The organism is Hydrogenophaga sp. (assembly GCF_965657535.1).
Taxonomy (GTDB): domain Bacteria; phylum Pseudomonadota; class Gammaproteobacteria; order Burkholderiales; family Burkholderiaceae_C; genus Hydrogenophaga.
Genome location: NZ_CBFHOP010000003.1, coordinates 361,247 through 387,063 on the forward strand (window position 1 = coordinate 361,247; position 25,817 = coordinate 387,063).

Consider the following 25,817-nt stretch of genomic DNA (forward strand, 5'->3'; position numbering starts at 1 on the left):
GATGGCACACCCTGGCACCGTCAGGGTAGGGGTGCTCACCTCACTACTGCAAAATCCTGTTATGTCAAAAGGCTACCGCATTCAGGCATCGACCGGCATCCACCGCGGCGATCGCGACTACCAGCAAGACCAGGTTTGCTTGCTTCACCACCCGCGCAACCCTGGCTGCTTGCTCGCGGTGGTGGCCGACGGCATGGGCGGACGCAGCGGTGGACGCAAAGCGTCTGACCAAGTGATGCTCACGGCTCGCCAGCTGTTTGAGCGTTACGACCCAGACACGGACGATGCCTCGGCGCTGTTGCGTCAAATCGTCGAAGAGTCGCACTTGGTGATCAAGCTCACAGCGGTATCCGCCGAACAAGAGCCGCACAGCACCATCGCGGCATTTCTCATCAATCCCGGCGGCGACAGCCACTGGGTGCACGCGGGCGACTCGCGCATCTACCACTTCCGAAACGGAAAAATGCTGTTTCGTACCATGGACCATTCCTATGTGCAAACCCTGGTCAACCAGGGCGAAATCAGCGAGGAAGAAGCCCTGGATCACCCCCATTCGAACATTCTCATGGGCTGTCTGGGCACCGACAACGACCCGCCGGTGGACATCCATGTGGTGCCCCAATTGATCCCGGGCGACGCGATCATGTCGTGCAGCGACGGAGTGTGGCATTACTTCACGCCCGAAGAACTGTCCAACACCGTGGCCATGCTGTCACCCCGCGAGGCCTGCGAATTCCTGATTCAAAAGGCACGCTCGCGCTCCAAGGGCATGGGCGACAACCTGTCGCTCACCATTGTCAAGGTCGAGCCCCTGACCTGACCTGACCTGACCGAGTCCGGGCGTGGGCACACCAGACAACGCGGTCGTTGCGTTGCGCCAATCAGGTCAGGCCGGTATCGACCGTGCGGTGTTCCAGGGCCAAAAATTCGGCCGACTGCATCTCACCCAAACGGGAGACTGTGCGGGGGAACTCGTGGGACATGGGACCCTCGACGTAGAGCAGGTCGGGCGCCACAGCGGCTGACATCACCAGCTTCACGCGGCGGTCGTACAACACGTCGATCAGCCAGGTGAACCGCCGGGCCTCAGAAGCTTGACGCACCTGCATTTGCGGCACATTCGACAACAGGACTGTGTGGAATTGGGACGCAATTTCGAGGTAGTCGTTTTGCGAACGCGGCCCGCCACACAAGGTGCGAAAGTCAAACCAGATCACGCCACCCGCGCGCCGCAAGGCACGGATCTGCCGCGATTCGATCTGCATCACGGGATCCTGGTCACCCATTTCCACGAGCTGTTCAAAGCTCTTTTCCATGGCGGCGTCTGCCTGGGCCCCCAGCGGGCAACGGTACAGATCAATCAGCGCCAGCGTGCGCTGGCGGTAGTCGGTACCGTTGTCCACGTTGATCACCTCCAACTTTTGCTTGAGGAGTTCAATCGCGGGCAAGATACGGTCTCGGTGTAGCCCATTGGGGTACAAGCCGTCGGGGTGGAAGTTGGACGTGGTGACGAAGCCCACACCTGCCTTGAACAGCGCGTCGAGCAAGCGGTGCAGGATCATGGCGTCGGTCACGTCCGCCACATGAAATTCATCAAAGCAGATCAGCTTGTAGCGCTTGGCCATGCGCAAACCCAACTCGTCCAGCGGGTTCACTGTGCCCTGCAACTCGCGCAGTTCGCGGTGCACCTCGCGCATGAATTCGTGAAAGTGCAGCCGGGTTTTGCGTTTGATGGGCACCGCATTGAAGAAGCAATCCATCAAAAAACTTTTGCCCCGCCCTACCCCACCAAACATGTAGACGCCACGCGGGATCTCGGGCTTGACGAACATCTTCTTCAGCGCGTTCGAGCGCTTTTGCTTGTAGTTCGTCCATTCGGTGGCACACCGTTCCAGCGCATCAATGGCGCGCTGCTGAGCCGGATCGGTGGCGTATCCGCGCTCCAGCAGCGCGGCCTCGTAAGTGGCCTTGACGGACATATCAACCTGTTCACATGGTATTTCGGGGAAGCATGCCACACAAGCAAAAACCCCGCGGTACCGGGTTCACCGGGCCGCAGGGTTTGCCGCCAACAGGGCGGTGGCCGCTGGCCGCGCCGCAGCGCGACACGGATCAGAAATTCAGCGTGCGCTTGTCTACTGCGAGTGCAGCTTCCTTGGTCGCTTCCGACAAAGAAGGGTGCGCGTGGCAGATACGGGCGATGTCTTCGGCCGAGGCCTTGAACTCCATCGCCACCACAGCTTCAGCAATCAGCTCTGAAGCCATGGGACCCACGATGTGCACGCCCAGGATCTCGTCGGTGGTTGCATCGGCCAGGAACTTGACCATGCCGGTCGTGTCGCCCAGCGCGCGCGCGCGGCCGTTCGCCAGGAACGGGAACGTGCCCGCCTTGTAGGCCACACCATCGGCCTTGAGCTGCTGTTCGGTGCGACCGACCCAAGCAATTTCGGGACTGGTGTAAATCACCCAGGGAATGGTGTTGAAGTTCACATGGCCGTGTTGGCCGGCGATCCGCTCGGCCACCGCTACGCCCTCTTCTTCCGCCTTGTGCGCCAGCATGGGGCCACGCACCACGTCACCCACCGCCCACACGCCCGGCAGGCTGGTCTTGCAATCGGCGTCGACCATGATGGCGCCGCGCTCGTCGAGCTGCAGACCCACACCTTCGGCGTTGAGGCCAATGGTGTTGGGCACCCGACCGATGGAGACGATCAGCTTGTCGGCATCGAGCTTGAGGGCTTCGCCCTTGGCGTTGGTGTAGGCCACACTCACACCCTTTTTGGTGGTCTTGATGTCGCCCACCTTCACGCCCAATTCGATCTTCAGGCCCTGCTTGTCAAAAGCCTTTTTGGCTTCCTTTGCGATCTGCTCGTCCACCGCGCCCAGGAACGTGGGCAAGCCTTCCAGAATGGTGACGTCGGAACCCAGACGGCGCCAAACCGACCCCATTTCCAAGCCGATCACGCCAGAGCCGATGAGCACCATCTTTTTAGGTACGGCACCGATACGCAGCGCGCCGTCGTTGGACAGCACGGTTTCTTCATCAAACGGCACACCAGCCAGCGCACGTGCGTTGGAACCGGTGGCCACAATGATCTGCTTACCGGTCAGCACCTCTTCTTTGGCACCCGTGACTTGAATCTCGTATCCACCGTCGACCGCCTTCACGAACGAGCCGCGACCGTGGAAGAAGGTCACCTTGTTCTTCTTCAAAAGGTACTGGATACCGTCGTTGTTCTGCTTCACCACCGCGTCTTTGCGGCCCACCATCTTGGCCACATCCATCTTCACCGTACCGGTGCTGATGCCGTGTTCGGCAAAGTGGTGGTTGGCGTGGTCAAAGTGTTCGCTGGACTGCAGCAGCGCCTTGGACGGAATGCAGCCGACGTTGGTACAGGTGCCACCCAATGCGGGGCCGCCAGCGGCATTTTTCCACTCGTCGATACAGGCCACCTTGAAGCCCAGCTGGGCTGCGCGGATGGCAGCGATGTAACCGCCAGGACCGCCACCGATGACGATCACATCAAAAGATTGAGACATGTTGAAACTCTCGTGTTGCTGCACGCCTCACTCGGCGGGCACAAAAATCCATAGCAGGACGTAGAGCACCAGGCCCATACCTCCCGCGAAAAACAGCACGGCCATCAGCAGGCGCCAGATCCAGGCGTCGACACCGGTGGCGGCGGCCACGCCACCGCACACACCGGCGATCCATTTGTCCGTGCTCGATCGGCGCAGGCTGTTGAGCGACTGCGCCAGCTTGGGTGGCACCATAGGCTCCACATTGGTCCCCAGCAGCCGGACCTTTGCCCGTTCGAACTCGTCCGCCGTCAGGCTGCCGCGCTCACGCAGCTGCTCCAGCTTCAACAGTTCGTCTGCCAGTGACATGGTGTAACCCCTCGTGGTTTCAGATGTCGAACAACAGGCGCGCAGGATCTTCCAGCGCCTCCTTCATCGCCACCAGACCCAGCACGGCTTCGCGGCCGTCGATGATACGGTGGTCGTAAGACATGGCGAAATAGTTCATGGGACGCACCACCACCTGACCGTTTTCCACCATGGCGCGGTCTTTCGTGGCGTGCACGCCCAGAATGGCCGACTGCGGCGGGTTGATGATGGGGGTGGACATCATGGAGCCGAACGTGCCGCCGTTGGAAATCGAGAACGTGCCGCCGGTCATGTCGTCCATGCTCAGCTTGCCTTCTTTGGCTTTTTGGCCAAATTCGGCAATTTTCTTCTCGATGTCGGCGAAGCTCATCTGGTCGGCGTTGCGCAAGATGGGCACCACCAAGCCGCGGGGTGAACCGACAGCAATACCAATGTCGAAATAGCCGTGATAGACGATGTCGTTGCCATCCACCGATGCGTTCAGCACCGGGAACTTCTTGAGCGCATGCACAGCCGCCTTCACAAAGAAGCTCATGAAACCCAGCTTCACGCCGTGTTCCTTCTCAAAACGCTCCTGCATGCGCTTGCGCATGTCCATGACTGGGGCCATGTTGATTTCGTTGAACGTGGTCAGGATGGCGTTGGTCGACTGCGACTGCAGCAGACGCTCGGCCACACGGGCACGCAGACGCGTCATAGGCACGCGCTCTTCGGGGCGGTCGCCCAGGTCAGGTGCCACGGTGGCCACCTGCGGCAGCACCCTGGTCGGTGCTCCAGTGGGAATGGCCACCGATGCAGCCACGGCAGCCTTGGGTGCGGCAGCAGCGGCCAGCACGTCACCTTTGGTCACGCGGCCGTCTTTGCCGGTGCCAGGCACCGAGCCAGGGGCCATGCCACCGTCGGCCATGAGCTTGGCAGCGGCGGGCATGGCCACGCCAGCTTTGGACTGCGATGCAGCCGCTGCGGCAGCGGTCGGGGCTGCCGCCACAGGGGCTGCAGCCACGGCAGCGGGTGCGGCCGCAGCTGGCGCAGCGGCGCCAGCCACTGCGGCGGTGTCAATACGGGCGATCAGCTGCTCGGCGGCCACGGTGGCACCATCGCCTTGCAAAATTTCAACCAGCACACCGCTGGACGGTGCGGGACATTCCAGCACAACCTTGTCGGTCTCGATTTCGATCAGTGTCTCATCGGCGGTGACCGCGTCACCGACCTTCTTTTTCCACTGCAGCAGGGTGGCTTCGGCCACGGACTCAGACAGCTGAGGGACTTTGACTTCTACGATTGCCATTTGTATTACCTGTTCTTTGCGTTGGGTGTTCGGCGTTGGTGGATGGGGCGCATGAACATGTGTGCTCAGCGCCCGGCCCGCAACGGCCACCGTCGGTTATTTGGTGAGGATGAAGCCCTTGAGCTTGGAGAAAGCAGCCTCGATCAGGGTCTTCTGCTGCTCCTGGTGCAGGTGCGCGTACCCCACCGCAGGCGACGCCGAAGCGGCGCGACCGGCGTAACCCAGCTTCTGACCGTCGAGCATGTTCTCGTGGATGTAGTGCTGCACAAAGAACCAGGCGCCCTGGTTTTGCGGCTCGTCCTGGCACCACACGATGTCGGTGGCGTTGGGGTACTTGCGCACCTCAGCGCCAAACACCTTGTGCGGGAACGGATACAGCTGTTCGACACGGATGATGGCCACGTCGTCAGCGCCCTTTTCTTCGCGCTTCTTCACCAGGTCGTAGTACACCTTGCCCGAGCAGCAGATGATGCGCTTGACCTTGTCGGCACCCTTCACCACGGCGGCATTGTTTTCCGGAATCACGGTCTGGAAGCTGCCCTTGGTGAACTCGGACAGCGGCGAGGTCGCGTCCTTGTTGCGCAACAGCGACTTGGGAGTGAAGATGATCAGCGGCTTGCGCAGGTTGCGCACCATCTGGCGGCGCAAGATGTGGAAGATCTGGCTGGCCGTGGTCGGCTGCACGATCTGCATGTTGGTGTCAGCCGCCAACTGCATAAAACGCTCCAGACGCGCCGAGCTGTGCTCTGGCCCCTGGCCTTCGTAGCCGTGCGGCAGCATCAGCGTGATGCCATTCACACGGCCCCACTTCACCTCGCCCGACGCAATGAACTGGTCGATCACTACCTGGGCGCCGTTGGCGAAATCGCCAAACTGGGCTTCCCAGATCACCAGGGTGCTGGGGTCGTTGGACGCATAGCCGTACTCAAAGCCCAGCACCGCCTCTTCCGAGAGGATGGAGTCGATGACGACAAACGGAGCCTGGTTGTCGGCCACATTTTCCAGCGGCGTGTAGGTGCCGGTGTCCCACTTCTCACGGTTCTGGTCGTGAATCACCGCATGGCGGTGCGTAAAGGTACCGCGGCCGCAGTCTTCACCCGACAAGCGCACCGGGAATCCACTGGCCACCAGCGAGGCAAACGCCATGTGCTCGCCCATGCCCCAGTCCACCGGAATGTCGCCACGGCCCATGGCCGCACGGTCGGCATACACCTTCTTCACCAACTGGTGCGGGGTCACGCTCTCGGGGATGGTGGTCAGGCGCTCGGCCAGTCGCTTCCACTCGGCCATCGGAATGGCGGTGTCGCCGGCATCGGTCCACTTCTTGCCCAGAAAGGGCGACCAGTCCACAGCGAATTTGCTCTTGAAGTTGGTCAGCACCGGGTCTACCGTGTGGCGCCCGGCATCCAGCGCGGCACGGTAGGACTTGGACATCTCTTCGCCCAGCGTCTCACCTAAACCTTGCGCGGCCAATTTGTCGGCATACAGCTTGCGGGTGCCCGGGTGGGCGCTGATCTTGCGGTACATCAGCGGCTGGGTCAGGCTGGGGGTGTCCTGCTCGTTGTGGCCGAGTTTGCGGAAGCAGATGATGTCGAGCACCACATCTTTGCGGAACGTCATGCGGTACTCCAGCGCCAGCTGGGTGGCCAGCACCACAGCTTCTGGGTCGTCACCGTTGACGTGCAGCACAGGCGACTCGACGCCCTTGACGATGTCGGTGCAATACAGCGTGGAACGCAAATCGCGCGGGTCGGAGGTCGTGAAACCGATCTGGTTGTTGATGATCAGGTGCACCGTGCCGCCGGTGGAGTAACCGCGCGTCTGAGCCAGCGCCAGCGTTTCCTGGTTCACGCCCTGGCCGGCAAAAGCCGCGTCACCGTGCACCAGCACGGGAAGCACTTGTTTGCCGTGCGGATCTTCGCGGCGGTCCATGCGAGCGCGCACCGAGCCTTCAACCACCGGGTTAACAATTTCCAGGTGGGAGGGGTTGAATGCCAGCGACAAGTGCACCGGGCCGCCAGTCGTGGACACATCAGAGCTGAAACCCTGGTGGTACTTGACGTCACCAGCAGGCAGATCTTCTGGAGCCGTGTGGTCGAACTCGGCGAACAAATCCTTGGGCATCTTGCCCAGGGTGTTCACCAGCACGTTCAGGCGGCCACGGTGTGCCATGCCGATCACGATCTCTTGGACGCCCTGACTGCCTGCGAGCTGAATCAGCTCATCCATAGCGGCAATGAAGCTCTCGCCGCCTTCCAGCGAGAAGCGCTTCTGGCCCACATATTTGGTGTGCAGAAAGCGCTCAAGTCCTTCGGCTGCGGTCAGGCGACCAAGAATATGCTTCTTCTTGTCGGCATTGAAGGCCGGCTTGCTGCGAATCGATTCCAGCTTTTCCTGCCACCAGCGCTTTTGCGCCTGGTCGCTGATGTACATGTACTCGGCGCCAATGCTGCTGCAATAAGTTTCGCGCAGCGCATTCAACAGGTCGCGCAAGGACATGACTTCCTTGCCGAAAAACGTGTTGCTGGTGTTGAACACGGTTTCGAAATCGGCGTCGGTAAAACCATAAAACGCCGGATCGAGTTCGGGGATATGGTCACGCTCGGTGCGCTTGAGCGGGTCCAAGTCGGCCCAGCGAGCGCCTACGTTGCGATAGGCCGCAATCAACTGCTGGACAGCGACGCGCTTGCGACCCAAGTCAGAGTCGGCGCCAGCCGCAATGACAACCTTGGTACCGCCTTGTTTGGCGCGCTCTGCAAATGCGTTGATAACAGGCTGGTGGGGCACATCGCGGGCATCGCTGCCGTCGACGGCTGGCACGTGCTGAAGGGCGTCGAAATAGGAACGCCAGGTTTCAGACACGCTACCCGGGTTTTCCAGGTAGTTTTCGTACATCTCTTCTACGTACGGCGCGTTGCCGCCGAAGAGGTACGAGTTGCCTTTGTAGGCAACGTAGACGTTGCCCCCGTTTGCTTGGGAATCGCTCATAAATCCGCTGACCTCCGTTTCCCTACAGGAAACATTAGCTGGTAAAAAAAACCTCCCGCGACACGGCTGAACCGATTGGCGGATGCGACAGTGGCTGTGGAAGGACCTAACTGCAAACCAAGATTGTGCCACCTTGGGCAAATTTCAGGTAAAAAACCATCCAGAGCTGCAAAGTGCGAGCCGAAATTGGAGACATGTGTTGCACCTTCGCCAAGCGACAGCTTGGCGTCAGCGAGATGCTGGCAAGGCCAGTTATGCGGGAGATGTGAGCCTTGCGAACAGGCGGTGAACACCGCACGTGCCCGGGTCGACCGAACGCGATGTCGACGCCACTGCGCCAGTGGGTCGACGGCTGGTCAGACGGTCAGGAGACGACGCGGGGAGACAAGCGCTCAGAGGCAGGGACGGCGCTGGGCTCGTCCATTTCTATCGCGATCTGGGTGCACACGGTACGGCACAGTGTCACGGCCTTTTCGCTCTGAACCCGGTAAATCACCTGGGTGCCATCTTTCCGTTTGGCCAGCACGCCCGCCCGGTACAACAGGTTCAGGTGCTGAGACAGGTTGGGCTGTGTGGTGTCGATTTCTTGCAGCAGCTGCGACACAGATTTCTCCTTGTCGCACAGCGCGCTCAAGATACGCAAGCGCATGGGTGTGGCCAGCACACCGAACAACTCGGCGGCCAACTCAAACACACGAACCTTTTCCACGTTTGCATCGGATTCGATCATCTGTTCCATGGCGTCCGTCACCTTTGTCTATATAAGCATGAATCATACTTACAAAACCTGACGATGCCCACGTGTTTTTGTCGGACTTTACGGCACAGCACAAACACAACGCCTTTGCCTCAACACAAAGTACAAAAGGCTCGGCAGGCTGCGCCCGGCAACCGGGCGATCAACCGCCGAACCTTCCGGGGCGCTCAGCCTTTCAGGCCAACAAATGCTTGATCTGCTGCAGCGCGGCCGGATCGTCCATGGTGGTCAGGTCGCCGGCATCGCGGCCTTCGCACACGGCCTGAATGGCCCGGCGCAGCAGTTTTCCGCTGCGGGTCTTGGGCAGCACGCTCACAAAGCGCACCCGGGCTGGGCGCGCCACGGCGCCCAGTTGCTCGTCCACCAATTTCATGACCTCGCCCTCCAGCTTCAGGCGGGAGGCGTCGTCGGTCAGCGAAGATGCATCTTTCACCACGGCAAAGGCCATGGCCACCTGGCCCTTGAGCTGGTCGGCCACGCCCACCACCGCCACCTCGGCAATGCGCGGGTGGCTGGAAATGCTCTCTTCAATCTCGCGGGTGCCCAAACGGTGGCCGGCCACGTTGATCACGTCATCGGTTCGGCCCAGAATAAAATAATAGCCGTCTTCATCGCGAATACCCCAGTCAAAGGTGCTGTACACCACCTTGCCAGGCACGCTGGACCAGTAGGTTTTGACAAACCGCGCGTCGTCACCCCAGATGGTCTGCATGCAACCGGGTGGCAGCGGTCCTTCAACAGCGACCACACCTTTCTGGTTGCCACCGTGAAGTTCTTCACCCGTCTGGTCGTCCAGCAACTTCACGTCGTAGCCGTACACCGCTTTGCCCGGCGAGCCGAACTTGCTGTCGGCTTTTTCAACACCGTTGCAGATGGCCAAAATAGGCCAACCGGTTTCGGTCTGCCAGTAGTTGTCGACAATGGGTTTGCCCAATTCGTCCGAAATCCACTTGGCGGTGGTTTCGTCCAGCGGCTCGCCGGCCAGGAACAGGGCTTTGAGGCTGGAGAGGTCGTATTTCTTGATGAACGAGGAGTCGTATTTTTTGAGCACACGCACGGCAGTGGGTGCGCTGAACATGACGGTGACCTTGTACTTTTCGACCAGTTGCCACCAGATGCCGGCATCGGGCCGGATCGGCAGACCCTCGTACATGATGGTGGCCATGCCACCGATCAGCGGGCCGTAAATGATGTAGCTGTGGCCGACCACCCAGCCAATGTCGCTGGTGGAGAAGTAGGTTTCGCCGGGCTCACCCATGTAAATGTGTTTCATGGACGCAGCCAGCGCCACGGTGTAGCCGCCGGTGTCGCGCTGCACGCCCTTGGGCTTGCCCGTGGTGCCGCTGGTGTAGAGCGTGTAGCTCGGGTGGGTTGCGTCCACCCACTCGCAGGGCACAACAGTGTCCATGTGCTGGGCGCGCGAGGCGCTGTAGTCCACATCCCGGCCTTCCACCACATTGAACGCAGCCAGCCCCCGGTTGACCATCACCACTTTGGCCGGCTTGTGTGCGGAGAGCTTGATCGCTTCGTCCAGCAGGGGCTTGTATTCCACCACCTTGCCGCCGCGCGAGCCAGCATCGGCGCTGACGATGGCGACGGGTGAAGCATCTTCGATGCGGCTGGCAAGCGAATGACTGGCAAAACCACCAAACACCACCGAGTGAATGGCCCCAATGCGCACGCAGGCCAGCATGGCAAAAGCAGCTTCGGGAATCATGGGCATGTAAATCAGGACGCGGTCGCCTTTCTTCACGCCTTGGTCCATGAGGATGGCTGCCATGCGCTGTACTTCGGCGTGCAGTTCGCGGAAGCTGTAGATCTTCTCCACGTCGGTTTCGGTGGACACGAAGATCAGCGCGTTCTGGTCGGCCCGGTCTTTCAGGTGGCGATCTACCGCGTTGTGGCACAGGTTGGTCAAGCCACCTTCAAACCAGCGCGCGAAGGGGGGATTGTCGTAATTGCAAACCCGGTCAAACGGCTTGTGCCAGTCCACCAGCTGGGCCTGCTCGCCCCAGAAAGCGTCGCGGTCCTCGATCGAACGGCGGTGAAATTCGGCATAGCCTTGGGGATTGCTCATGAGAGTCTCCTGCTTGGTGGTGTTTTACGACAGCTGACATCAGCCACCCGGACCATCCCCGGCGGCTCAAACTGAATTCATAATTATGGATGGCAGACTTGCGAGAGTCTGACATCCCACCTAAGCAGTCAACCCCAAACACCGAAGGCCGCGACATCCAAGACCTGCGGGAGGACACAAATCACCTTGTGCCGTCGGCGCCAAAAGCCAAGACGCCAGCAGCACCTTTAAAGCCGGCAACTGGCGCCCCTGTCGGTTTACTTGATCAACGCATGCACGTCCCGAAACACGGGGTTGTCGGCCGACCTCAGCCATTCAAAAGCCACCATTTCGGTGGTTACCAGCTCGGCGCCCGCTCCGGCCAGGCGGTCAAAAGCGGCATCGCGGTTGCGCTCGGTGCGCGAGCCGCAGGCGTCGGTGACGACCCACACGTCGAGTTCTTGCTCAATCAGTTCCAGCGCTGTCTGGAGCAAACACACATGGGCTTCGCAACCCGCCAATACGATGGTGGCCCGCTCGGGCGCAGATGCGACAGGCTTCTGCAGATGCTTGGGCAGACTGCGTGCGTTGCCACCGGCAGGGCGCGCAGGTGGACGAAGCCAGTCCACCAGACCGTCAGACACTGCGCTGAAATGCATTTTGGACAAGGTCTTCTGGCATAAACCACGCAGCTCAGGCGGGTTGGGACCCAGCTTTTCCGGGTTTTGCTCGGTACCCCAGACCGGCACCTCCAGCAACTGCGCCATGCGGGCAAGCCGCACCGCGTTGGCCAGCACCTGGGGACCTTCAAAAATCGCGGGCATCAAGCGGGACTGGTAATCAACCAGCAACAGCTGAGAATCTGTGGCGTTTAGCAGCATGGCAATCTTTCTTCAAATCAAACGAAACAGCGCTAATTTTCGCAGTTCGGCGCACCTGCGGCCCAAGAGCGGCCAACGTCCGGGCTGTTCGCTGCGGGTGACGGCCCTGCAGGCATGCCACGGAGCGTGTAAACCACGTTCGTTTGCAAGCCACGCGACGCAAGACCACCCGAAGGTACGCCAGCAGACAAGGACCAAGTCACGGCCCGCACCCACCAGGCCCAACAGCTCCAACCCGGGTTGCGCTACCCCGTTGGTCCGCCAGAAGATCGGAAGACTTGCGGTAAATGTCATGCAAATCAACATGTTGCGAACTTTCTCTCGCTTGACTTGTGTGAAAAACACCGATAACCTGAAAGTATGAAAAGTTGGATTTTTATACTTTTGTTGAGTTGCGCTGCGGTGTCGCATGCCGCGCCCGCCGACGCAACTTTTGACGACATGGATACGCTGCTCGCTGAAAAAGGCTTGATGAGCCGTTTGGGCGGTCACATCCAGCAGGCACGGGAATCGGTTGGCGAGCGTGCCTCCAGCCTGGTGGTCAACGCGATGGGATTCCTGGGCGTTCCTTACAAATATGGCGGCAACAGCGCAGAAACAGGTTTTGACTGCAGTGGTTTTGTGCGGGCTGTATTTGAGCAGTCGGTGGGCAAAGTGCTGCCCCGCAGAGCCCACGAGCAAGCTGCGAGCACAGAGGAGATTGACCGCAGCGAATTGAAGCCAGGCGACTTGGTGTTTTTCAACACCATGAAACGGGCGTTCAGCCACGTGGGCATTTATGTAGGGGATGGCAAATTCATTCATTCCCCACGCTCGGGCGCTCATGTCCGGGTCGAGGACATGCGCATTGCCTACTGGCAAACCCGGTTCAACGGCGCTCGGCGGGTGGCATTGCCCGCGAATGCAGAAAGCACGCAAGCCACGAGGCGCTGAGGCGACCGAGCTTGAAGTTGAGGCAACAAAAAAGCCGGGCACGCCCGGTTTTTTGTTGCCTGTCCGGAGCGCGGCGCTTGCTACAGAAAAACAGGGCAAATTCGAACGCCACATGGGGCAGCTGAATAGGGAGCTGGCATTCGGACAGCATCGCCGGGCTGCATGGAGAGTGCACCGGCCTGGTGGCTCCGCTCAAGTGCAAGTGCAAGTGCGTGCAGCCGATGGCGTCGCAACGGGCGCCAACAGGCACACGCGCTGAACTCCAATCGCTGCACACACGCGGTGACCAATTCGGTCTGGTCTGACGAGCAGATGCTGCTCAGCGCAACGCAGTGGGTCGTGCCAGCGATGGACTTCAGCGGTGGCGGCTGGTGGATCAGGACCGACACCGGCTTTCCCATGCGAGGGGTGCACCCGGTGGACTTGGCGCTCGCGAACACGCCGGCGATCGCGCTGGCTCCCTGGCACTGCGTGTTGACCGATGCGGGCTTTGGGGTCACGGCGCTGCGCGAAGGAATCCGCGTGTTGGGCTTGAACGACGCGGGGGGCTTGAACGACGCGGGGGGCGTGTCAGGCCCGGTGGCGGTGTGGCCCCCGGGGCACGAGCCGCTGGCGAGCGGGCGTGGCGTGGTGCCCGCGCTGCCGCGGGAATGGCTTCTTATGAAGTGGCCAGAAGGCCACAAGGAGCCGATGAAGTCCTGGCGGCCCACGCTGCTGGGGCAGGACGCGGCGCTGACGCGCAGGGTGTTTGAAACCAAGATGCGCTGGCGTATCGAGCGCATCAAGTCTCGCGTCAGCCCAGCGCACGCCCAATCCCGCCGTTCATCACGAACTTGCGATTGCGCATCGCTGCCGCCTTGCTCAAGACGCTGCCCCGATGTCGGTGTGGCCTGCGCGCAAACGCCAAACTTCCTTTATGGCGCAACAAAACGAGCGGCATCACCACTCTTCAGCGCTGATGAGGCCCTCGCGGATCGCCAGGCGAACCAGCGCGGGCACGTCGGCCACATCGAGTTTCGTCATCAGCCGGCTGCGGTAGGAGTCGATCGTTTTGGGCGACAGGTGCAGCAGCTCGCCGATGGCCACGCTGGAGCGCCCCCGCACCACCAGCGCGATGATCTGTCGCTCGCGTGCCGAGAGCTGCGCCAAGCCCCCTGCGGCCTCTGCCTGCAAACGGCCCTGTGTGGCCAGCTCTTGCACCCCCGGGCCCAGGTGGCGCGCAGCGCGGCCCACGCCGGCCACCGCAGCCAGCACCTCCGCCGCCGGAGACCCCTTGAGCACATAGCCTACCGCCCCCAGGCGCAAGGCCTCGGCCACATGTAGCGGCTGGCTGGACATGGTGAGCACGATCGTGCGCACGGCGCTGTTGCGCTTGTCCAGTTGCTCTAGCAACTCCAGGCCCGAGCGCTCGCCCAGATGCAGGTCCAGCAGCAACACACTGGGCGCCAAGCGCTGTATGTCGGCCAGTGCGGTGGTGATGTCGGCCGACTCACCCACCACCCGGTGTCCACCGTGCTCCAGCACCGCGCGCAAGCCATCGCGCATGAGCGCATGGTCGTCCACGATGTAGATGTCGCTCATGGCGCCACCTCCAGCGTCAATGCCACCACCGTGCCGCCGTAAGCACCGCGCTCAATGGCCAGCCGTGCGCCCATGGCGGCTGCCCGCTCCCGCATGCCCAACATGCCCAGGTGCCCCGGGCGCCCTTGCAGGTCGGCAGGCTCCAGGCCCACACCGTCGTCTTCAATGCGCAAGCTCAGGTGGCCAGGTTCACCGTCCAGCGACACCCGGATGCAGCTGCCCTGGGCATGCCGAACTGCATTGCCAATGGCTTCGCGGGCGATCATGAAGCTGGCGTATTCCACCGCGTCGGGCCAGCGCAGGCCACGCACCGCCGCCCCGAGCTCCAGGGCCACGTGCAAACCCATATCTTGCGCGGGGGACAGGCGCAGTTCGTTGTCCAGCGCGGCGGCAAGGCCCTGGTCTTCCAGCAGCGGGGGCCGCATGTCACGCAACACGTGGCGCACCTCGGCAATGGCGCCGTCCAGCAAGGCAGACACCTGCGCCAAGGGATCGCGCGCCGGGGTTGCTGGGTCGGCCGCAGCGGCCTGGGCCATGGCCACGTCCAGGTACAACCGGGCGCTGCCCAGCTGCTGGCCTAGATGGTCGTGCAGCGCCTGGCCAATGCGCCGCGCGGTCAGGCGCTCCTGGGCCATCAGTTGCGTGGACAGTTTGGTCAGGTCATTTTGCGACTGCAGCAACGCCTGCTCAGAACGCTTGCGGTCCGAAATGTCGGTGATGTAGGCCGACACACCCTCACCGGAGGGAAACAAGCGCACTTCCAGCCACAAGCCCCAGGGCGGGTACCAGTCTTCGGCCACCGTGAGCTGCCCGGTGGCGCAGGCGCGCCAGTAAGCGGCCTCAAAAGGGGTGCCCACGGCCTCAGGAAACACGTCCCACACCACCTGCCCCAGCATCTCGTCGGGTGACGCCCGACCCGCCAGCAGCGCCACCTTGTCGTTCACATACACCAGGCGCTGGTCAATGTCGGTGGACATGAACGCGTCCGTGATGCGGCTGAGCACCGCCTGCAATTGCTGGTGCGCGGCATCGCGTTCGCGCGCCACCCGGTTGCGCTCCATCACATCCTGCGCCAGCACCAGGCGCGCCGGATGGCCTTCAAAGTCAATCTTGCTGGTCAGTATTTCCACTTCCAGAAAGCCACCGTCTTTGGCACGGAGCGTCCACACGCCCAGGTTGGCAATGTCACGCAGGTTGACCTGCTCGATGTCAGCCAACATCTGGCGCAAGACTGGCACGTTTTTCGGCTGCCGAATGTCCTCAATCGTCATGCCCAAAAACTCGGACCGCTCATAGCCGTAGCGCAACATCGCCGCCTCGTTGACAGCCAGGAAGCGCAGGGTAGCGCGATCAAACACCCACATGGGGTGCGGGTTGGCTTCAAAAAGCAGGCGGTAACCGCGTTCGCTGCTTTCAAGCTGGCGCTGCGCGACCACCATGGCGGTGATGTCACGGGTGATACCAAACATACCCCTGACGCCGTTTTCGTCGTGCAACGGCCCTTTGGTTGCCAGGCAAATGCGCTGGCCTTGCCGGGTGTCCAGCACCTCTTGAAAAGTTTGCGTGCTGTTCTGTGCCATCACCCGGCGGTCATTGGCCTGGATCACCTGCACCTGCTCTTCGGGAAACAACACACGGTCGTCGCGCCCCAGCACGTTCTCAGGGGCCTGGCCAGTCCAGTACGCGGCTTCGCGGTTGAACAACAGGTAGCGCCCCTCCAGGTCTTTGGCAAAAATCGCCTCGCCCGAGCCATCTGCCAATGCGTTGAGCAGCGCCGCGGTGTGGGCCTCACGCCGCAACGATGCGGTTTCCAGCGCAGCCGCGCGCTGTATCTGCCCGTGCAAGCGCCGAAGCAACACATACAAAAAAACCGTGGTCACGCCCACAAACAGCCAACCCTTCCAAGTCTGTGCCGACGGGTACAAGCCGTGGTCATGAAACAGCAAATCCACCGCACGGTCCGACAACCAGATCCAGAGAAATGCCACCACGCTATAGATCACGACCACTCGGCGAAAAGGGCTGAAGCTGGAGGTGCTCATGGACTTGAAAAGGGTTTGTGCGCTCGGGTGCTGGTCGATGGTGCCGGCAAGGCGGGCCATTGTCGATTCAATTCGACCACCGGGCGTTCCCGCGATAGGTCCAAATGCACGGTCAAAAGGGGCCATTTCCATGCTTTGAAATGGGTCAGCAACCCCAAAATTCAATGGTGTGCATCCGCGCGCCGAGCCACCGCTAACCCAGGAGATGTGCCATGAAAGGCGTCGTGTTCACCGAGTTTTTGGAAATGGTCGAAGACCGCTTCTCGGCCGAGATGGTGGACGACATCATTGAAGACTCGGAATTGCCATCGGGAGGCGCCTACACGGCCGTTGGCACCTACCCACACAGCGAAATGGTGTCCATGGTGGTGGCCTTGTCGCAGCGCTCCGGCATGGCCGTGCGCGACCTGCTGCTCGCATTTGGCCAGCACCTGTTCGGCCGGTTTGCACATGGCTACCCGGCATTCTTCAAAGGCCAGACCCATGCTTTCGACTTTCTCGCAGGCATTGAGCTTGTGATCCATGCTGAAGTGCTCAAGCTCTATCCCGACGCACAACTGCCCCGCTTCACGGTGGAAGAACACACCCAGCAACGGCTGATCCTGGTGTACAACTCGCCGCGCCATTTTGAAGACTTGGCCGAGGGGCTCATGCGGGGCTGCATGGCCCATTTTGGCGAACACGCCGAAATATCTCGCAGCGTTTTGTATGAAAACGGTGTCCAGCGCGAGCGTTTCGTGCTCACGCGCACCACCTGAACACACCCATGACCGACGACAGCGAACGGCTCACCCGCGCCCTGGCACGCGAACGCACCGCCCGCAAAGAGGCCGAGCGCCTGCTAGAAGAAAAAAGCCTGGCGCTTTACCACACCAACCAGTCGCTCCAGCAACTGGCCGCAGGCCTGGAACAGCAGGTGGTCGAACGCACCGCCGAACTACAAGGGGCGTTGTCACGTGCCGAGGCTTCGGCGCGCTCCAAAACCGACTTTCTGGCAATGATGAGCCACGAAATTCGCACGCCCATGAACGGCATTCTGGGCATGTCTCAGCTGCTGGAAATGACCTCGCTCGACGCCGAGCAGCGGGCCTACCTGAGCACCGTGCGCAGCAGCGGCGACGCCCTGCTGGCCCTCATCAACGACATTCTGGATTTCTCCAAGATTGATGCGGGCAAGCTGGAACTGGAGTGCAAGGGCTTTGATCTGCAACGTGCGCTGGACAACAGCCTGGCCCCGTTTCGTCCCCAGATCAGCGCCAAAGGTCTGACGCTGCACACCACGTTTGACCCCGCGCTGCCCGCCACGGTGGTGGGTGACCGCAACCGGCTGCGGCAAATCGTGTCCAACCTGCTGTCCAACGCCATCAAGTTCACGAGCCAGGGTGCGGTGCACGTGGCGGTGAAGCTGCTTGAAAACCATGCGGACGGTGTGCGCCTGGGTTTTTCGGTGCAAGACAGCGGCATCGGCATACCCGCCGACCGCATGGACCGCCTGTTCCAGGCGTTTTCGCAGGTCGACTCGTCCACCACCCGGCGCTTCGGCGGCACCGGCCTGGGGCTGGTAATCTGCGCTCGCCTGTGCGAGGCCATGGGTGGCAGCATCGAGGTACACAGCCGCCCGGGTGAGGGCTCCACTTTTGTTTTTTCGGTGCGTCTGGGCCATGGTGCGCGGGCGCTGGACACCTCGCCCTCGCCCCTGCTGCCCATGGAAGCCAGCAGCGCCCATCACCGCGTGCTGGTGGTGGACGACGACTTCATCAACCGCACACTGGCCGTGGCCATGCTGAGCAAACTGGGCTTGGTGGCCGACGCCGCGAAGGACGGCCATGAGTCGGTGGCGATGGTGTCGGCCAACACCTACAGCATCGTGCTGATGGACATGCAGATGCCAGGCATGGACGGTGTGGAAGCCACGCAGGCCATCCGCCTTCTGGCCCTGCCCCGCCAGCCTTACATCATTGCGCTGACGGCCAACGCGTTTGAGAGCGACCGCGAGCGCTGCCTGCAAGCGGGCATGGACGACTTCTTGAGCAAACCCTTTCGGCTCAACGCGTTGCACGAAAAATTGGTGACGCTGCGGCTACCGGCCTGAAGCGACAGGGCAACCCGCCTGGTTTTTGAAAAGCCCTCAAAATAGCGTTATGAAATTTCTACACACCATGCTGCGCGTGGGCAACTTACAGCGCTCCATCGACTTCTACACCCAAGTGCTGGGCATGCAATTGCTGCGCACGTCTGAAAACCCGGAGTACAAATACTCGCTGGCGTTTCTGGGTTTTGACGGCGGCAACCCCGGCCAGGCTGAGATTGAGCTGACCTACAACTGGGGCACCGAGCAGTACGACATGGGCACGGCCTATGGCCATATTGCCCTGGGCGTGCCCGACGCGTACGCCGCCTGCGAAAAGATCAAGACGGCAGGCGGCAATGTGACGCGAGAAGCGGGGCCGGTGAAAGGTGGCAGCACCGTCATCGCGTTTGTGACCGACCCAGACGGATACAAGATCGAATTGATTCAGCGGGCCGACACCCAAACTGGCCAAGGCCTGCGCTGAGCACCGACCGGCCATCCATCCCGCGCCCATGAAAAAACCCGGCACTGCCGGGTTTTTTTATGCAGAAACGGTACCGGTTACTCGGCAATCATCACTTCCACGCGGCGCGCTTCGGCGTTGCTGCCCGTGCTGTCCAGCATTTGCTCTGGCTTCTTCAACTCCAGGCTGGTCTCGGCCACGCCAGCACCCACCAGCGCGTCACGCACCGAGAAAGCGCGCTGCTTGGCCAGCTCAGCGTTCATGGTCGGGTCACCCGTGGCGTCGTGAAAACCCGACAGCACCAGCCGCTTGCCGCCTTTGGCGGCGGCAATGGCCTCGCTCAGTGCGTCCAGGGCGCCCGAAGCCAGCTCGGCTTTGCCCGAAGCAAAATAGAACTTGACCACACCGTTGTCGACCACCACGCTGGCGTCACCTGCCGAGACTGCGGGGGCTGGCGCAGCGGCCTCCACCGCGGGTGCGCTCACCACAGCGGCGGGCGCAGCACCGCTGCGGGCTTTGTGAATGCCCATGCCGAGCGCCAGGCCAACCGCCAGCAAAATCGTGGCAATCAGCACCACCGCTACAACGCGAATATCCTGGTCGTTATCTTGGGAAGACATGGGCAAAACTCCGTGAAGAAGAATAAAAAATGGAAAACAGCGATAGGCTTGAAGCACGCCAGCCCTTTGAATCCGCATTAATCCAAACGACTGACAAGAACAGCCCTGCATTGTAAATGGCCCACCCTGACATCCGTCTTGCCCGCACCCGGCCCACCACGCGCACACCAGCCACCTGGGACCCTGCCCTGCGCGACGGCGCCCAGATGATGGCCGACACGCTGGCGCAGTGGCGCGCCCAAGGCCCCAAACCCGATTTGTGGGTATTTGCCTACGCCTCCCTGGTGTGGCGGCCTGAGTTCGAAGCCGCAGAACAACGCCTGGCACGCGTGTACGGCCACCACCGCTGTCTGCACATGTGGAGCCGGATCAACCGCGGCACGCCCGAGCGGCCTGGCCTGGTTTTCGCGCTGGTGCCAGGCGGCAGCTGCACCGGCCTGGCGCTGCGCGTGCCCCACCATCATGTGGAAGACATGATGCCCAAGCTGTGGGCACGCGAGATGCCCAACCCGGTCTACGACCCGAAATGGCTGCCCTGCCAAACGGGGCAGGGCCCAGTGCAGGCCCTGGCGTTTACGCTATCGCGGCGCAGCCCCAGCTTCACCGGCCCACTGCAGGCCAGCCACTACAGCGATATTTTCAAACACGCCGTGGGCCGCTACGGAAGCACCCTTGACTACGCCCGTCAGACGCTAGAGGGCCTGCAGCGCCACGGCATTCGAGACCACGCGCTGGCGGCCTTGCTCAAAGCACACCACGCCGCCGCCGATGCCGATTGACCCAGCACAAAGCGGTCGGACAGGACCGCTTTTATACTCAATTCATGAATATCGCAGACCTTCGAAAAAGCTACGAAAAAGCCGAACTCAGCGAGTCGGCTTCGCACGCCGACCCACTTCAACAATTTTCGAAATGGCTGCAAGAAGCCATCAGCAGCGAAGTCCCCGAGCCCAATGCCATGACCGTGGCCACCGTGGGCTCCGGCCTGCGCCCGAGTACCCGCGTGGTGCTGATCAAGGGGTTTGATGACCGTGGCATCGTCTGGTACACCAACTACGGCAGCCGCAAAGGCCAAGAACTGGCTGGCAACCCTTATGCAGCGCTGCAGTTCCATTGGGTTGAGCTGGAGCGGGTGGTGCGCATTGAGGGCATCGTTGAAAAGGTCAGCGACGCCGAAAGCGATGACTACTTTCACAGCCGCCCAATCGACAGCCGCATTGGCGCCTGGGCCAGCCCACAAAGCGACGTGATTTCAAGTCGAACGGTGCTGGTGGCCAACGCTGCTAGGTACGGCGCGCAGTTCATGCTGCAGCCACCACGCCCACCGCACTGGGGAGGCTACCGGCTCAAGCCCGAACAATGGGAATTTTGGCAAGGTCGAAAAAGCCGCCTGCACGACCGGCTGCGCTATACCGCCCAGACCGATGGCGGCTGGGTGCGCGAACGCCTCGCGCCCTGAACCTCCCATGGGGAAATGTCAGACCAGCACTTCGATAGCCTGATCGGAAACCGCTTGCAGCTGCACCGCGCTCACGCGCTGCGGCGCAATTTCAGCCAGCGGCACCAACACAAAAGCGCGCGACCCCATGCGGGGATGCGGCACGGTCAGCTCGGGTGAGTCAATGCGAGCACTGCCGTAGAGCAGCAAATCCAGGTCCAGCGTGCGCGGTGCGTTGCGGTAAGGGCGGTCGCGGCCAGCCCCGTCTTCAATTGCTTGCAGCGAGGCTAGCAAGTCCAGCGCGTTGAGCGTGGTCGCAACTTCGGCCACCGCGTTGATGTAATCCGGTCCGGTGGAACCGACCGGTGCGGTGCGGTACAGACTGGAGCTGCTCACCCGCTGAACACCGGGCACCTGGCCCAGCGCCACCAGCGCGGCGCGCACGGTGTGTGCGGCATCTCCCAGGTTGGCGCCCAAAGCGATAAAGGCCGTGACGGCGTCACGGCCTTTGGCCTGTGGGCTGGCTGCGCGGTGCACCGCCCGGGTCAATCGTTGGTGGGGCTTTCGCCGCCCTGCCCGCCTTCGCCGGTGGGCTTGCGGCGCCTGCGCCGGCGCTTCTTGGTCGGGGCTGTATCGCTCTCGGGCTCACTGTCTGACGAAAAAGCGCTGCCAAAACCCACCCTGGCAGGCCGCTCGCCGTCGTCCTGCTCGTCCACGCGGGACTCTGCGGGCAAGCGTGGCTCAGCGGCCACCGCGGAGCTCACCGTGCCCGTGCGCACCGTATCCACCGCCTGGGCGGGGTGATCGGCATCGGTGCGCTTCACACGGCGGGCTTTGCCTGGCCCCGGCTTGGCCAGGCTTTCACGGCGCTGGGCGTCCACCATGTCTTCACGCACTTCGTCGGAAGCGTGCTGGAAGGTTTCCCACCAATGGGCCAACTCTTCTTCCACCTCGCCCACCTGGGCGCGCAGGCGCAAGAAGTCAAAACCAGCACGAAAGCGGGCCTGGTCGACCAGGCTGAAAGGCGAGGTGCCCACGCGCTTGTCAAAACGCGGTTGCATCATCCAGATTTCGCGCATGTCGGCACCGAGCTTGCCGCGGCCCGACACATCGCCAATGCGGGCGTCAAACGCTTCGTCCACCGCTTCTTGCAGGGCGGCAAACGGCGGTGGTGGGCGCTGGCCTGGGCGGGCATTCAGGCGCTGGCTCCAGCCCTTGCGCACGTCGGCCCACAGCACGCAGGCCAGCAAAAAACTGGGCGCCACGGGCTTGCTTTCGCCTACGCGGCGGTCGGTGTCTTGCAGGGCCAGCTTCACAAACGGGTCTTCGGCGCGCTGCACCACCACGTCGAGCAGCGGGTAAATGCCGGTGTTGAGCCCCACTGCCTTCAACTGCTCCACGCTGGCCAGCGCGTGACCGGTTTGCAGCAGCTTGAGCATTTCGTCAAACAGACGGCTCTGCGGCACATCGGCCAGCAGGTTGCGCGACGAAGCCAGCGGCTCCAGTGTCTTGGCGTCAAACTTGAAGCCCAGACCGCTGAGCTTGGCGGCAAAGCGCACGGCGCGGATGATGCGCACGGGGTCTTCGCGGTAGCGCGTGGCGGCGTCGCCAATCATGCGCAGGGTGAGCTTCTTCGCATCGCGAATACCGTTGTGAAAATCGACCACAACCTGCGATTCCGGGTCGTAGTACATCGCGTTGATGGAGAAGTCGCGACGCGCCGCATCGTGTTCGATAGGACCCCACACGTTGTCACGCAGCACGCGGCCACTGGCGTCTACCGCATGCGTCATGCCGGCCAGTGCGCCCTTGGACGTGCGCTCGTTGCCGGCCACCTGCTCGGCGTCGGCGCTGTCGAGGTAAGCCCGAAAGGTCGAAACTTCGATCATCTCGTGTTCACGGCCGCGACCGTAGACCACGTGGACAATGCGAAAACGCCGGCCGATGATGAAGGCGCGGCGAAACAGGCCTTTCACCTGCTCGGGCGTGGCGCTGGTGGCCACGTCGAAGTCTTTGGGCCGCAGGCCCAGCAACAGGTCGCGCACCGCGCCACCCACGATATAGGCCTCAAAACCCGCTTGCTTGAGGGTGTGTACCACGTCGAGCGCGCGCTGGTCGACCAGGCTGCGGTCGATACCGTGTACCGACACCGGTACGTCTTCACGCTTGCCAAACGGGCTGGCCTTGCGGCTGGATGCGCTGGATTTGCCCAGCAGCTTGTCGATGAATTTTTTGATCATTCGAATAGATTCAATATGCGCCAGCCCCGCTCGGTGGCAATGGCTTGGAGCCGGGCGTCCGGGTTGGTGGCCACGGGCTCGTGCACTTTTTCCAGCAGCGGCAGGTCGTTGATGGAGTCACTGTAGAAGGTGCTGTGCTCAACGCTGGACCAATTCAGGCCACGCGCGGACAGCCATTGTTCCACACGCGCGACCTTGCCCTCTCGAAACGACGGTGTGCCGCGAATGGCGCCGGTGGGATTGCCCTGGGGATCGTGCTCCAGATCAATCGCGATCAGCTCGTCCACACCGAAGGCTTTGGCAATGGGCCGGGTCACAAATTCGTTGGTGGCGGTGACGATGACGACTTCGTCGCCTGCGGCCTGGTGGGCCCTCACGAGGTCAAGTGCCGTCTCGCGCAGGGCGGGCAAGATCACCTCTTGCATGAAACGCTGGTGCGCTTCCTGGGCTTGCTGGCGCCCGTGCTCGCGCACCGCACCGGTGGCGAAGCGCACGTACTCTGCAATGTCGAGCGTGCCGGCCTTGTAGTGGGCGTAAAAAGTGTCGTTGGCGCGGGTGAAGCTGTCGGCATCGCGCCAGCCCAGCCCCACGGTGAACTGGCCCCAGGCGTAGTCCGAATCCAGCGGAATCAGCGTGTGGTCCAGGTCAAACAGGGCCAGTCGGACGCGCTGGGCGGCAAGGTGGGCGGCGGCCACGGTCTCAGTCGGTCGGTTCATTCGTTTTCGAGCATCGATTTGATCAGCGGAATGGTGATGGCCCGCTGGGTGCGCAAGGCGTAGGCGTCGAGCTGGTCCAGCAACAGCATGAGGCTGGAGAGGTCGCGGGAAAAACGGGTAAGCATGAAGTCCATTACCTCGTCGCCCAGAAACACGCCGCGCTCGTCTGCGGCACGGCGCAACACCGAGCGGCGCTCGGCTTCACCCAGGGCGTGCAGCTGGAACACATGGCCCCAGCCAAGGCGGGTGCGCAGGTCTTCGCGTAACTGCAGATCGGCGGGCGGGCGGTCGGCGGTGGCCAGCACCCAGCGGGCAGGGCCGTGGGCCGGGTTCTGGGCGTTGATGAACCAGTTGAACGCGGCGGCCTGTTGCTCGGCGGTGTAGAGGTGGCAGTCGTCCAGCAGCACCGCGTCCCAGTGGTCGTCGTATTCGCCAGGGTGCAAGCGGGTGGCGTCGATCCAGCCCACGCGGCTACCGTGCTCGCGCAGCGCCTCGCGCACCGCGCTAAGCAGGTGTGTCTTGCCGCTGCCGCCCTCACCCCACAGAAAAGTGGGCACGGGTGAGCGCAGGGGGTTGTCGGTCCACAGGCGCAGGTGCTCCAGCGCAGCTTCGTTGCCCGCCATGGCAAAGTTGGCCAGGGTGGGCACCGGCGCAAGACCGATGTCCAGCGCCATTTGTTTCATGGGAACGGGTGCGGTGCTCAAACGTCAACCTTCGAAGATGCGGTGGCTGGCGGCGACTGGTCCAAATACAGTTTGCTGCCCATGTAGCTGTGTTTGGCGCGCCGTATAGCCACCAGCAGCACAGCGCTGGCCGGCAAAGCAATGAGCACACCGATAAAGCCAAACAGGTGGCCAAAGGCGAGCAAGGCAAAAATGACGGCAATGGGGTGCAAGCCGATGCGCTCACCCAGCAGGCGCGGCGTAAGGTACATGCTTTCGATCACCTGCCCCACCAGATACACCCCGCCCACCAGCGCCACGCCCAGCAGGCTCTGAAACTGCAGCAAGGCCGCCAGCAGAGCCAGTACAAGCCCCAGGCCAAAGCCCAGGTAGGGCACAAACACCGCCAAGCCCGTGAACACGCCAATCGGCAACGCCAGCTTGAGCCCGACCAGGGCCAATCCCAACGTGTAGAGCACCGCCAGCACACCCATGACGAGCAACTGGCCCCGCAGGTACTGGCCCAGCACCTCGTCCGTTTCGTCAAGAAAGCTTTGCACGACAGCACGCCAGCGCGGTGGAATCAGCGACTTGGCGCGCTCCACCAGGTTGGCCCAGTCCAGCAGCAGGTAATAGGCCACGATGGGCATGAGCAGCAAATTGCCAAACACCGCAGCCAGCGCGCTGCCCCCAATGCGCAACGAAGACAGCAAACCCTCGATCAGTTCACTTTCGTGCCCGGTGATGAGCTTGCCCAGCCATTCGCGCACCAGGCTCACGTCAACCTGCAAGTCGATGCCAAAGCGAGCGGCCACCGGGAGCAGCGACGCGTTAAGCCGGTCCAGCAGGGCCGGCACCTGCTCTTTTAGCAGCGGCACTTGCTTCGTGATGACGGGCACGATGAGCAGCAGGACCGCAAGCAACACCAGCATGAGCGCCGCAATGGCCAACCCCGCACCCAGCCACCGCGGTACGCGCTTGGCGTGCAACCGCTCCACCAAGGGGTGCAGCGCATACGCCAGCACAGCCGCCAGCAAGAAGGGCATGAGCACCGGCGCCAGCAGCGACAGCAGCAGCCAACTCACGACGGCGATCGCGGCCCAGAGTGCGGCACGGATCTGGTTGGGGGTCAATGACATGGGTCGGTGCTTCGGGGTTGAACGGGTCGCGGGGGCAAACCCTTAAAATCTGGG

23 protein-coding genes are annotated in these 25,817 nt (G+C 62.1%); 7 read left to right on the forward strand and 16 right to left on the reverse strand.

What is annotated here, in order from left to right; translation table 11 throughout:
• Positions 1–61 precede the first annotated feature (61 nt).
• On the forward strand, positions 62–820 hold the full coding sequence (locus ACTG4K_RS06975; protein WP_439113458.1) for a PP2C family protein-serine/threonine phosphatase: 759 nt from the start codon (positions 62–64) through the stop codon (positions 818–820).
• A gap of 61 nt (positions 821–881) precedes the next feature.
• On the opposite strand, the gene zapE is transcribed toward ACTG4K_RS06975, so the two are convergent.
• The 8 genes from zapE to ACTG4K_RS07015 form a co-directional block, all read right to left on the reverse strand.
• On the reverse strand, positions 882–1,979 hold the full coding sequence (zapE, locus tag ACTG4K_RS06980; protein ID WP_439113459.1) for a cell division protein ZapE: 1,098 nt from the start codon (positions 1,977–1,979) through the stop codon (positions 882–884).
• 133 nt (positions 1,980–2,112) lie between these two features.
• Complete coding sequence (gene lpdA, locus ACTG4K_RS06985; RefSeq protein ID WP_439113460.1) at positions 2,113–3,540, reverse strand: dihydrolipoyl dehydrogenase; 1,428 nt, start codon at positions 3,538–3,540, stop codon at positions 2,113–2,115.
• Positions 3,541–3,567: 27 nt separating this feature from the next.
• Positions 3,568–3,888, reverse strand: coding sequence for a PspC domain-containing protein (locus tag ACTG4K_RS06990; RefSeq protein WP_439113461.1), 321 nt, complete (start codon positions 3,886–3,888; stop codon positions 3,568–3,570).
• 19 nt (positions 3,889–3,907) lie between these two features.
• On the reverse strand, positions 3,908–5,176 hold the full coding sequence (odhB, locus tag ACTG4K_RS06995) for a 2-oxoglutarate dehydrogenase complex dihydrolipoyllysine-residue succinyltransferase (RefSeq protein WP_439113462.1): 1,269 nt from the start codon (positions 5,174–5,176) through the stop codon (positions 3,908–3,910).
• A gap of 96 nt (positions 5,177–5,272) precedes the next feature.
• The gene (locus tag ACTG4K_RS07000; RefSeq protein ID WP_439113463.1) at positions 5,273–8,164 is read right to left on the reverse strand and encodes a 2-oxoglutarate dehydrogenase E1 component; all 2,892 of its coding nucleotides are present in this window, start codon (positions 8,162–8,164) and stop codon (positions 5,273–5,275) included.
• A 364-nt stretch (positions 8,165–8,528) separates the two neighbouring features.
• Positions 8,529–8,903, reverse strand: a complete 375-nt coding sequence (locus ACTG4K_RS07005) for an ArsR/SmtB family transcription factor (protein WP_439113464.1) — start codon at positions 8,901–8,903, stop codon at positions 8,529–8,531.
• Between the two features lie 193 nt (positions 8,904–9,096).
• Complete coding sequence (locus tag ACTG4K_RS07010; RefSeq protein ID WP_439113465.1) at positions 9,097–10,998, reverse strand: propionate--CoA ligase; 1,902 nt, start codon at positions 10,996–10,998, stop codon at positions 9,097–9,099.
• Between the two features lie 257 nt (positions 10,999–11,255).
• Positions 11,256–11,858: an isochorismatase family protein gene (locus ACTG4K_RS07015; protein WP_439113466.1), complete on the reverse strand. Its 603-nt coding sequence runs from the start codon at positions 11,856–11,858 to the stop codon at positions 11,256–11,258.
• Between the two features lie 360 nt (positions 11,859–12,218).
• Between ACTG4K_RS07015 and ACTG4K_RS07020 the strand changes: the two genes are divergently transcribed.
• On the forward strand, positions 12,219–12,791 hold the full coding sequence (locus ACTG4K_RS07020) for a C40 family peptidase (protein WP_439113467.1): 573 nt from the start codon (positions 12,219–12,221) through the stop codon (positions 12,789–12,791).
• A gap of 939 nt (positions 12,792–13,730) precedes the next feature.
• Here ACTG4K_RS07020 and ACTG4K_RS07025 read toward each other — a convergent pair.
• Together ACTG4K_RS07025 and ACTG4K_RS07030 are read right to left on the reverse strand one after the other, a co-directional pair.
• Positions 13,731–14,372, reverse strand: coding sequence for a response regulator transcription factor (locus ACTG4K_RS07025; protein WP_439113468.1), 642 nt, complete (start codon positions 14,370–14,372; stop codon positions 13,731–13,733).
• Complete coding sequence (locus ACTG4K_RS07030) at positions 14,369–16,474, reverse strand: PAS domain S-box protein (RefSeq protein WP_439113469.1); 2,106 nt, start codon at positions 16,472–16,474, stop codon at positions 14,369–14,371. The genes ACTG4K_RS07025 and ACTG4K_RS07030 overlap by 4 nt, the downstream gene beginning before the upstream one ends.
• Positions 16,475–16,626: 152 nt before the next feature.
• Here ACTG4K_RS07030 and ACTG4K_RS07035 point away from each other — a divergent pair, with 152 nt between their 5' ends.
• Genes ACTG4K_RS07035 through gloA form a run of 3 tightly spaced genes read left to right on the forward strand, consistent with a single transcriptional unit; the run spans position 16,627 to position 18,969 of the window.
• Positions 16,627–17,172: a heme NO-binding domain-containing protein gene (locus tag ACTG4K_RS07035; RefSeq protein ID WP_439113470.1), complete on the forward strand. Its 546-nt coding sequence runs from the start codon at positions 16,627–16,629 to the stop codon at positions 17,170–17,172.
• Positions 17,173–17,180: 8 nt separating this feature from the next.
• Positions 17,181–18,506, forward strand: a complete 1,326-nt coding sequence (locus ACTG4K_RS07040; RefSeq protein WP_439113471.1) for an ATP-binding protein — start codon at positions 17,181–17,183, stop codon at positions 18,504–18,506.
• Between the two features lie 49 nt (positions 18,507–18,555).
• A complete protein-coding gene (gloA, locus tag ACTG4K_RS07045; protein WP_439113472.1) occupies positions 18,556–18,969 on the forward strand; it encodes a lactoylglutathione lyase in 414 nt (137 codons plus the stop codon).
• Positions 18,970–19,046: 77 nt separating this feature from the next.
• On the opposite strand, the gene ACTG4K_RS07050 is transcribed toward gloA, so the two are convergent.
• Positions 19,047–19,568 carry an OmpA family protein gene (locus ACTG4K_RS07050; RefSeq protein WP_439113473.1) on the reverse strand — a complete coding sequence of 174 codons (522 nt, stop codon included), beginning with the start codon at positions 19,566–19,568 and terminating at the stop codon, positions 19,047–19,049.
• Between the two features lie 116 nt (positions 19,569–19,684).
• Here ACTG4K_RS07050 and ACTG4K_RS07055 point away from each other — a divergent pair, with 116 nt between their 5' ends.
• Together ACTG4K_RS07055 and pdxH are read left to right on the forward strand one after the other, a co-directional pair.
• Positions 19,685–20,347 (forward strand): gamma-glutamylcyclotransferase, encoded by a 663-nt coding sequence (locus ACTG4K_RS07055; RefSeq protein WP_439113474.1) that lies wholly within the window; start codon positions 19,685–19,687, stop codon positions 20,345–20,347.
• Positions 20,348–20,391: 44 nt separating this feature from the next.
• Complete coding sequence (pdxH, locus tag ACTG4K_RS07060) at positions 20,392–21,027, forward strand: pyridoxamine 5'-phosphate oxidase (protein ID WP_439113475.1); 636 nt, start codon at positions 20,392–20,394, stop codon at positions 21,025–21,027.
• Between the two features lie 18 nt (positions 21,028–21,045).
• On the opposite strand, the gene folK is transcribed toward pdxH, so the two are convergent.
• Genes folK through ACTG4K_RS07085 form a run of 5 tightly spaced genes read right to left on the reverse strand, consistent with a single transcriptional unit; the run spans position 21,046 to position 25,763 of the window.
• Positions 21,046–21,555: a 2-amino-4-hydroxy-6-hydroxymethyldihydropteridine diphosphokinase gene (folK, locus tag ACTG4K_RS07065; protein WP_439113476.1), complete on the reverse strand. Its 510-nt coding sequence runs from the start codon at positions 21,553–21,555 to the stop codon at positions 21,046–21,048.
• Positions 21,552–23,246 carry a polynucleotide adenylyltransferase PcnB gene (gene pcnB / locus ACTG4K_RS07070; protein WP_439113477.1) on the reverse strand — a complete coding sequence of 565 codons (1,695 nt, stop codon included), beginning with the start codon at positions 23,244–23,246 and terminating at the stop codon, positions 21,552–21,554. The genes folK and pcnB overlap by 4 nt, the downstream gene beginning before the upstream one ends.
• Positions 23,243–23,962: an HAD family hydrolase gene (locus ACTG4K_RS07075; protein WP_439113478.1), complete on the reverse strand. Its 720-nt coding sequence runs from the start codon at positions 23,960–23,962 to the stop codon at positions 23,243–23,245. The genes pcnB and ACTG4K_RS07075 overlap by 4 nt, the downstream gene beginning before the upstream one ends.
• Positions 23,959–24,645: a DnaA regulatory inactivator Hda gene (hda, locus tag ACTG4K_RS07080; RefSeq protein ID WP_439113593.1), complete on the reverse strand. Its 687-nt coding sequence runs from the start codon at positions 24,643–24,645 to the stop codon at positions 23,959–23,961. The genes ACTG4K_RS07075 and hda overlap by 4 nt, the downstream gene beginning before the upstream one ends.
• Positions 24,646–24,662: 17 nt before the next feature.
• The gene (locus tag ACTG4K_RS07085; protein WP_439113479.1) at positions 24,663–25,763 is read right to left on the reverse strand and encodes an AI-2E family transporter; all 1,101 of its coding nucleotides are present in this window, start codon (positions 25,761–25,763) and stop codon (positions 24,663–24,665) included.
• Between the last annotated feature and the right edge of the window lie 54 nt (positions 25,764–25,817).

Coding starts and splice junctions, on each gene's coding strand:
- ACTG4K_RS06975 (WP_439113458.1), top strand. CDS start 62: ATGTCAAAAGGCTACCGCATTCAGGCATCGACCGGCATCCACCGCGGC.
- zapE (WP_439113459.1), bottom strand. CDS start 1,979: ATGTCCGTCAAGGCCACTTACGAGGCCGCGCTGCTGGAGCGCGGATAC.
- lpdA (WP_439113460.1), bottom strand. CDS start 3,540: ATGTCTCAATCTTTTGATGTGATCGTCATCGGTGGCGGTCCTGGCGGT.
- ACTG4K_RS06990 (WP_439113461.1), bottom strand. CDS start 3,888: ATGTCACTGGCAGACGAACTGTTGAAGCTGGAGCAGCTGCGTGAGCGC.
- odhB (WP_439113462.1), bottom strand. CDS start 5,176: ATGGCAATCGTAGAAGTCAAAGTCCCTCAGCTGTCTGAGTCCGTGGCC.
- ACTG4K_RS07000 (WP_439113463.1), bottom strand. CDS start 8,164: ATGAGCGATTCCCAAGCAAACGGGGGCAACGTCTACGTTGCCTACAAA.
- ACTG4K_RS07005 (WP_439113464.1), bottom strand. CDS start 8,903: ATGGAACAGATGATCGAATCCGATGCAAACGTGGAAAAGGTTCGTGTG.
- ACTG4K_RS07010 (WP_439113465.1), bottom strand. CDS start 10,998: ATGAGCAATCCCCAAGGCTATGCCGAATTTCACCGCCGTTCGATCGAG.
- ACTG4K_RS07015 (WP_439113466.1), bottom strand. CDS start 11,858: ATGCTGCTAAACGCCACAGATTCTCAGCTGTTGCTGGTTGATTACCAG.
- ACTG4K_RS07020 (WP_439113467.1), top strand. CDS start 12,219: ATGAAAAGTTGGATTTTTATACTTTTGTTGAGTTGCGCTGCGGTGTCG.
- ACTG4K_RS07025 (WP_439113468.1), bottom strand. CDS start 14,372: ATGAGCGACATCTACATCGTGGACGACCATGCGCTCATGCGCGATGGC.
- ACTG4K_RS07030 (WP_439113469.1), bottom strand. CDS start 16,474: ATGGCCCGCCTTGCCGGCACCATCGACCAGCACCCGAGCGCACAAACC.
- ACTG4K_RS07035 (WP_439113470.1), top strand. CDS start 16,627: ATGAAAGGCGTCGTGTTCACCGAGTTTTTGGAAATGGTCGAAGACCGC.
- ACTG4K_RS07040 (WP_439113471.1), top strand. CDS start 17,181: ATGACCGACGACAGCGAACGGCTCACCCGCGCCCTGGCACGCGAACGC.
- gloA (WP_439113472.1), top strand. CDS start 18,556: ATGAAATTTCTACACACCATGCTGCGCGTGGGCAACTTACAGCGCTCC.
- ACTG4K_RS07050 (WP_439113473.1), bottom strand. CDS start 19,568: ATGTCTTCCCAAGATAACGACCAGGATATTCGCGTTGTAGCGGTGGTG.
- ACTG4K_RS07055 (WP_439113474.1), top strand. CDS start 19,685: ATGGCCCACCCTGACATCCGTCTTGCCCGCACCCGGCCCACCACGCGC.
- pdxH (WP_439113475.1), top strand. CDS start 20,392: ATGAATATCGCAGACCTTCGAAAAAGCTACGAAAAAGCCGAACTCAGC.
- pcnB (WP_439113477.1), bottom strand. CDS start 23,246: ATGATCAAAAAATTCATCGACAAGCTGCTGGGCAAATCCAGCGCATCC.
- ACTG4K_RS07075 (WP_439113478.1), bottom strand. CDS start 23,962: ATGAACCGACCGACTGAGACCGTGGCCGCCGCCCACCTTGCCGCCCAG.
- hda (WP_439113593.1), bottom strand. CDS start 24,645: ATGAAACAAATGGCGCTGGACATCGGTCTTGCGCCGGTGCCCACCCTG.
- ACTG4K_RS07085 (WP_439113479.1), bottom strand. CDS start 25,763: ATGTCATTGACCCCCAACCAGATCCGTGCCGCACTCTGGGCCGCGATC.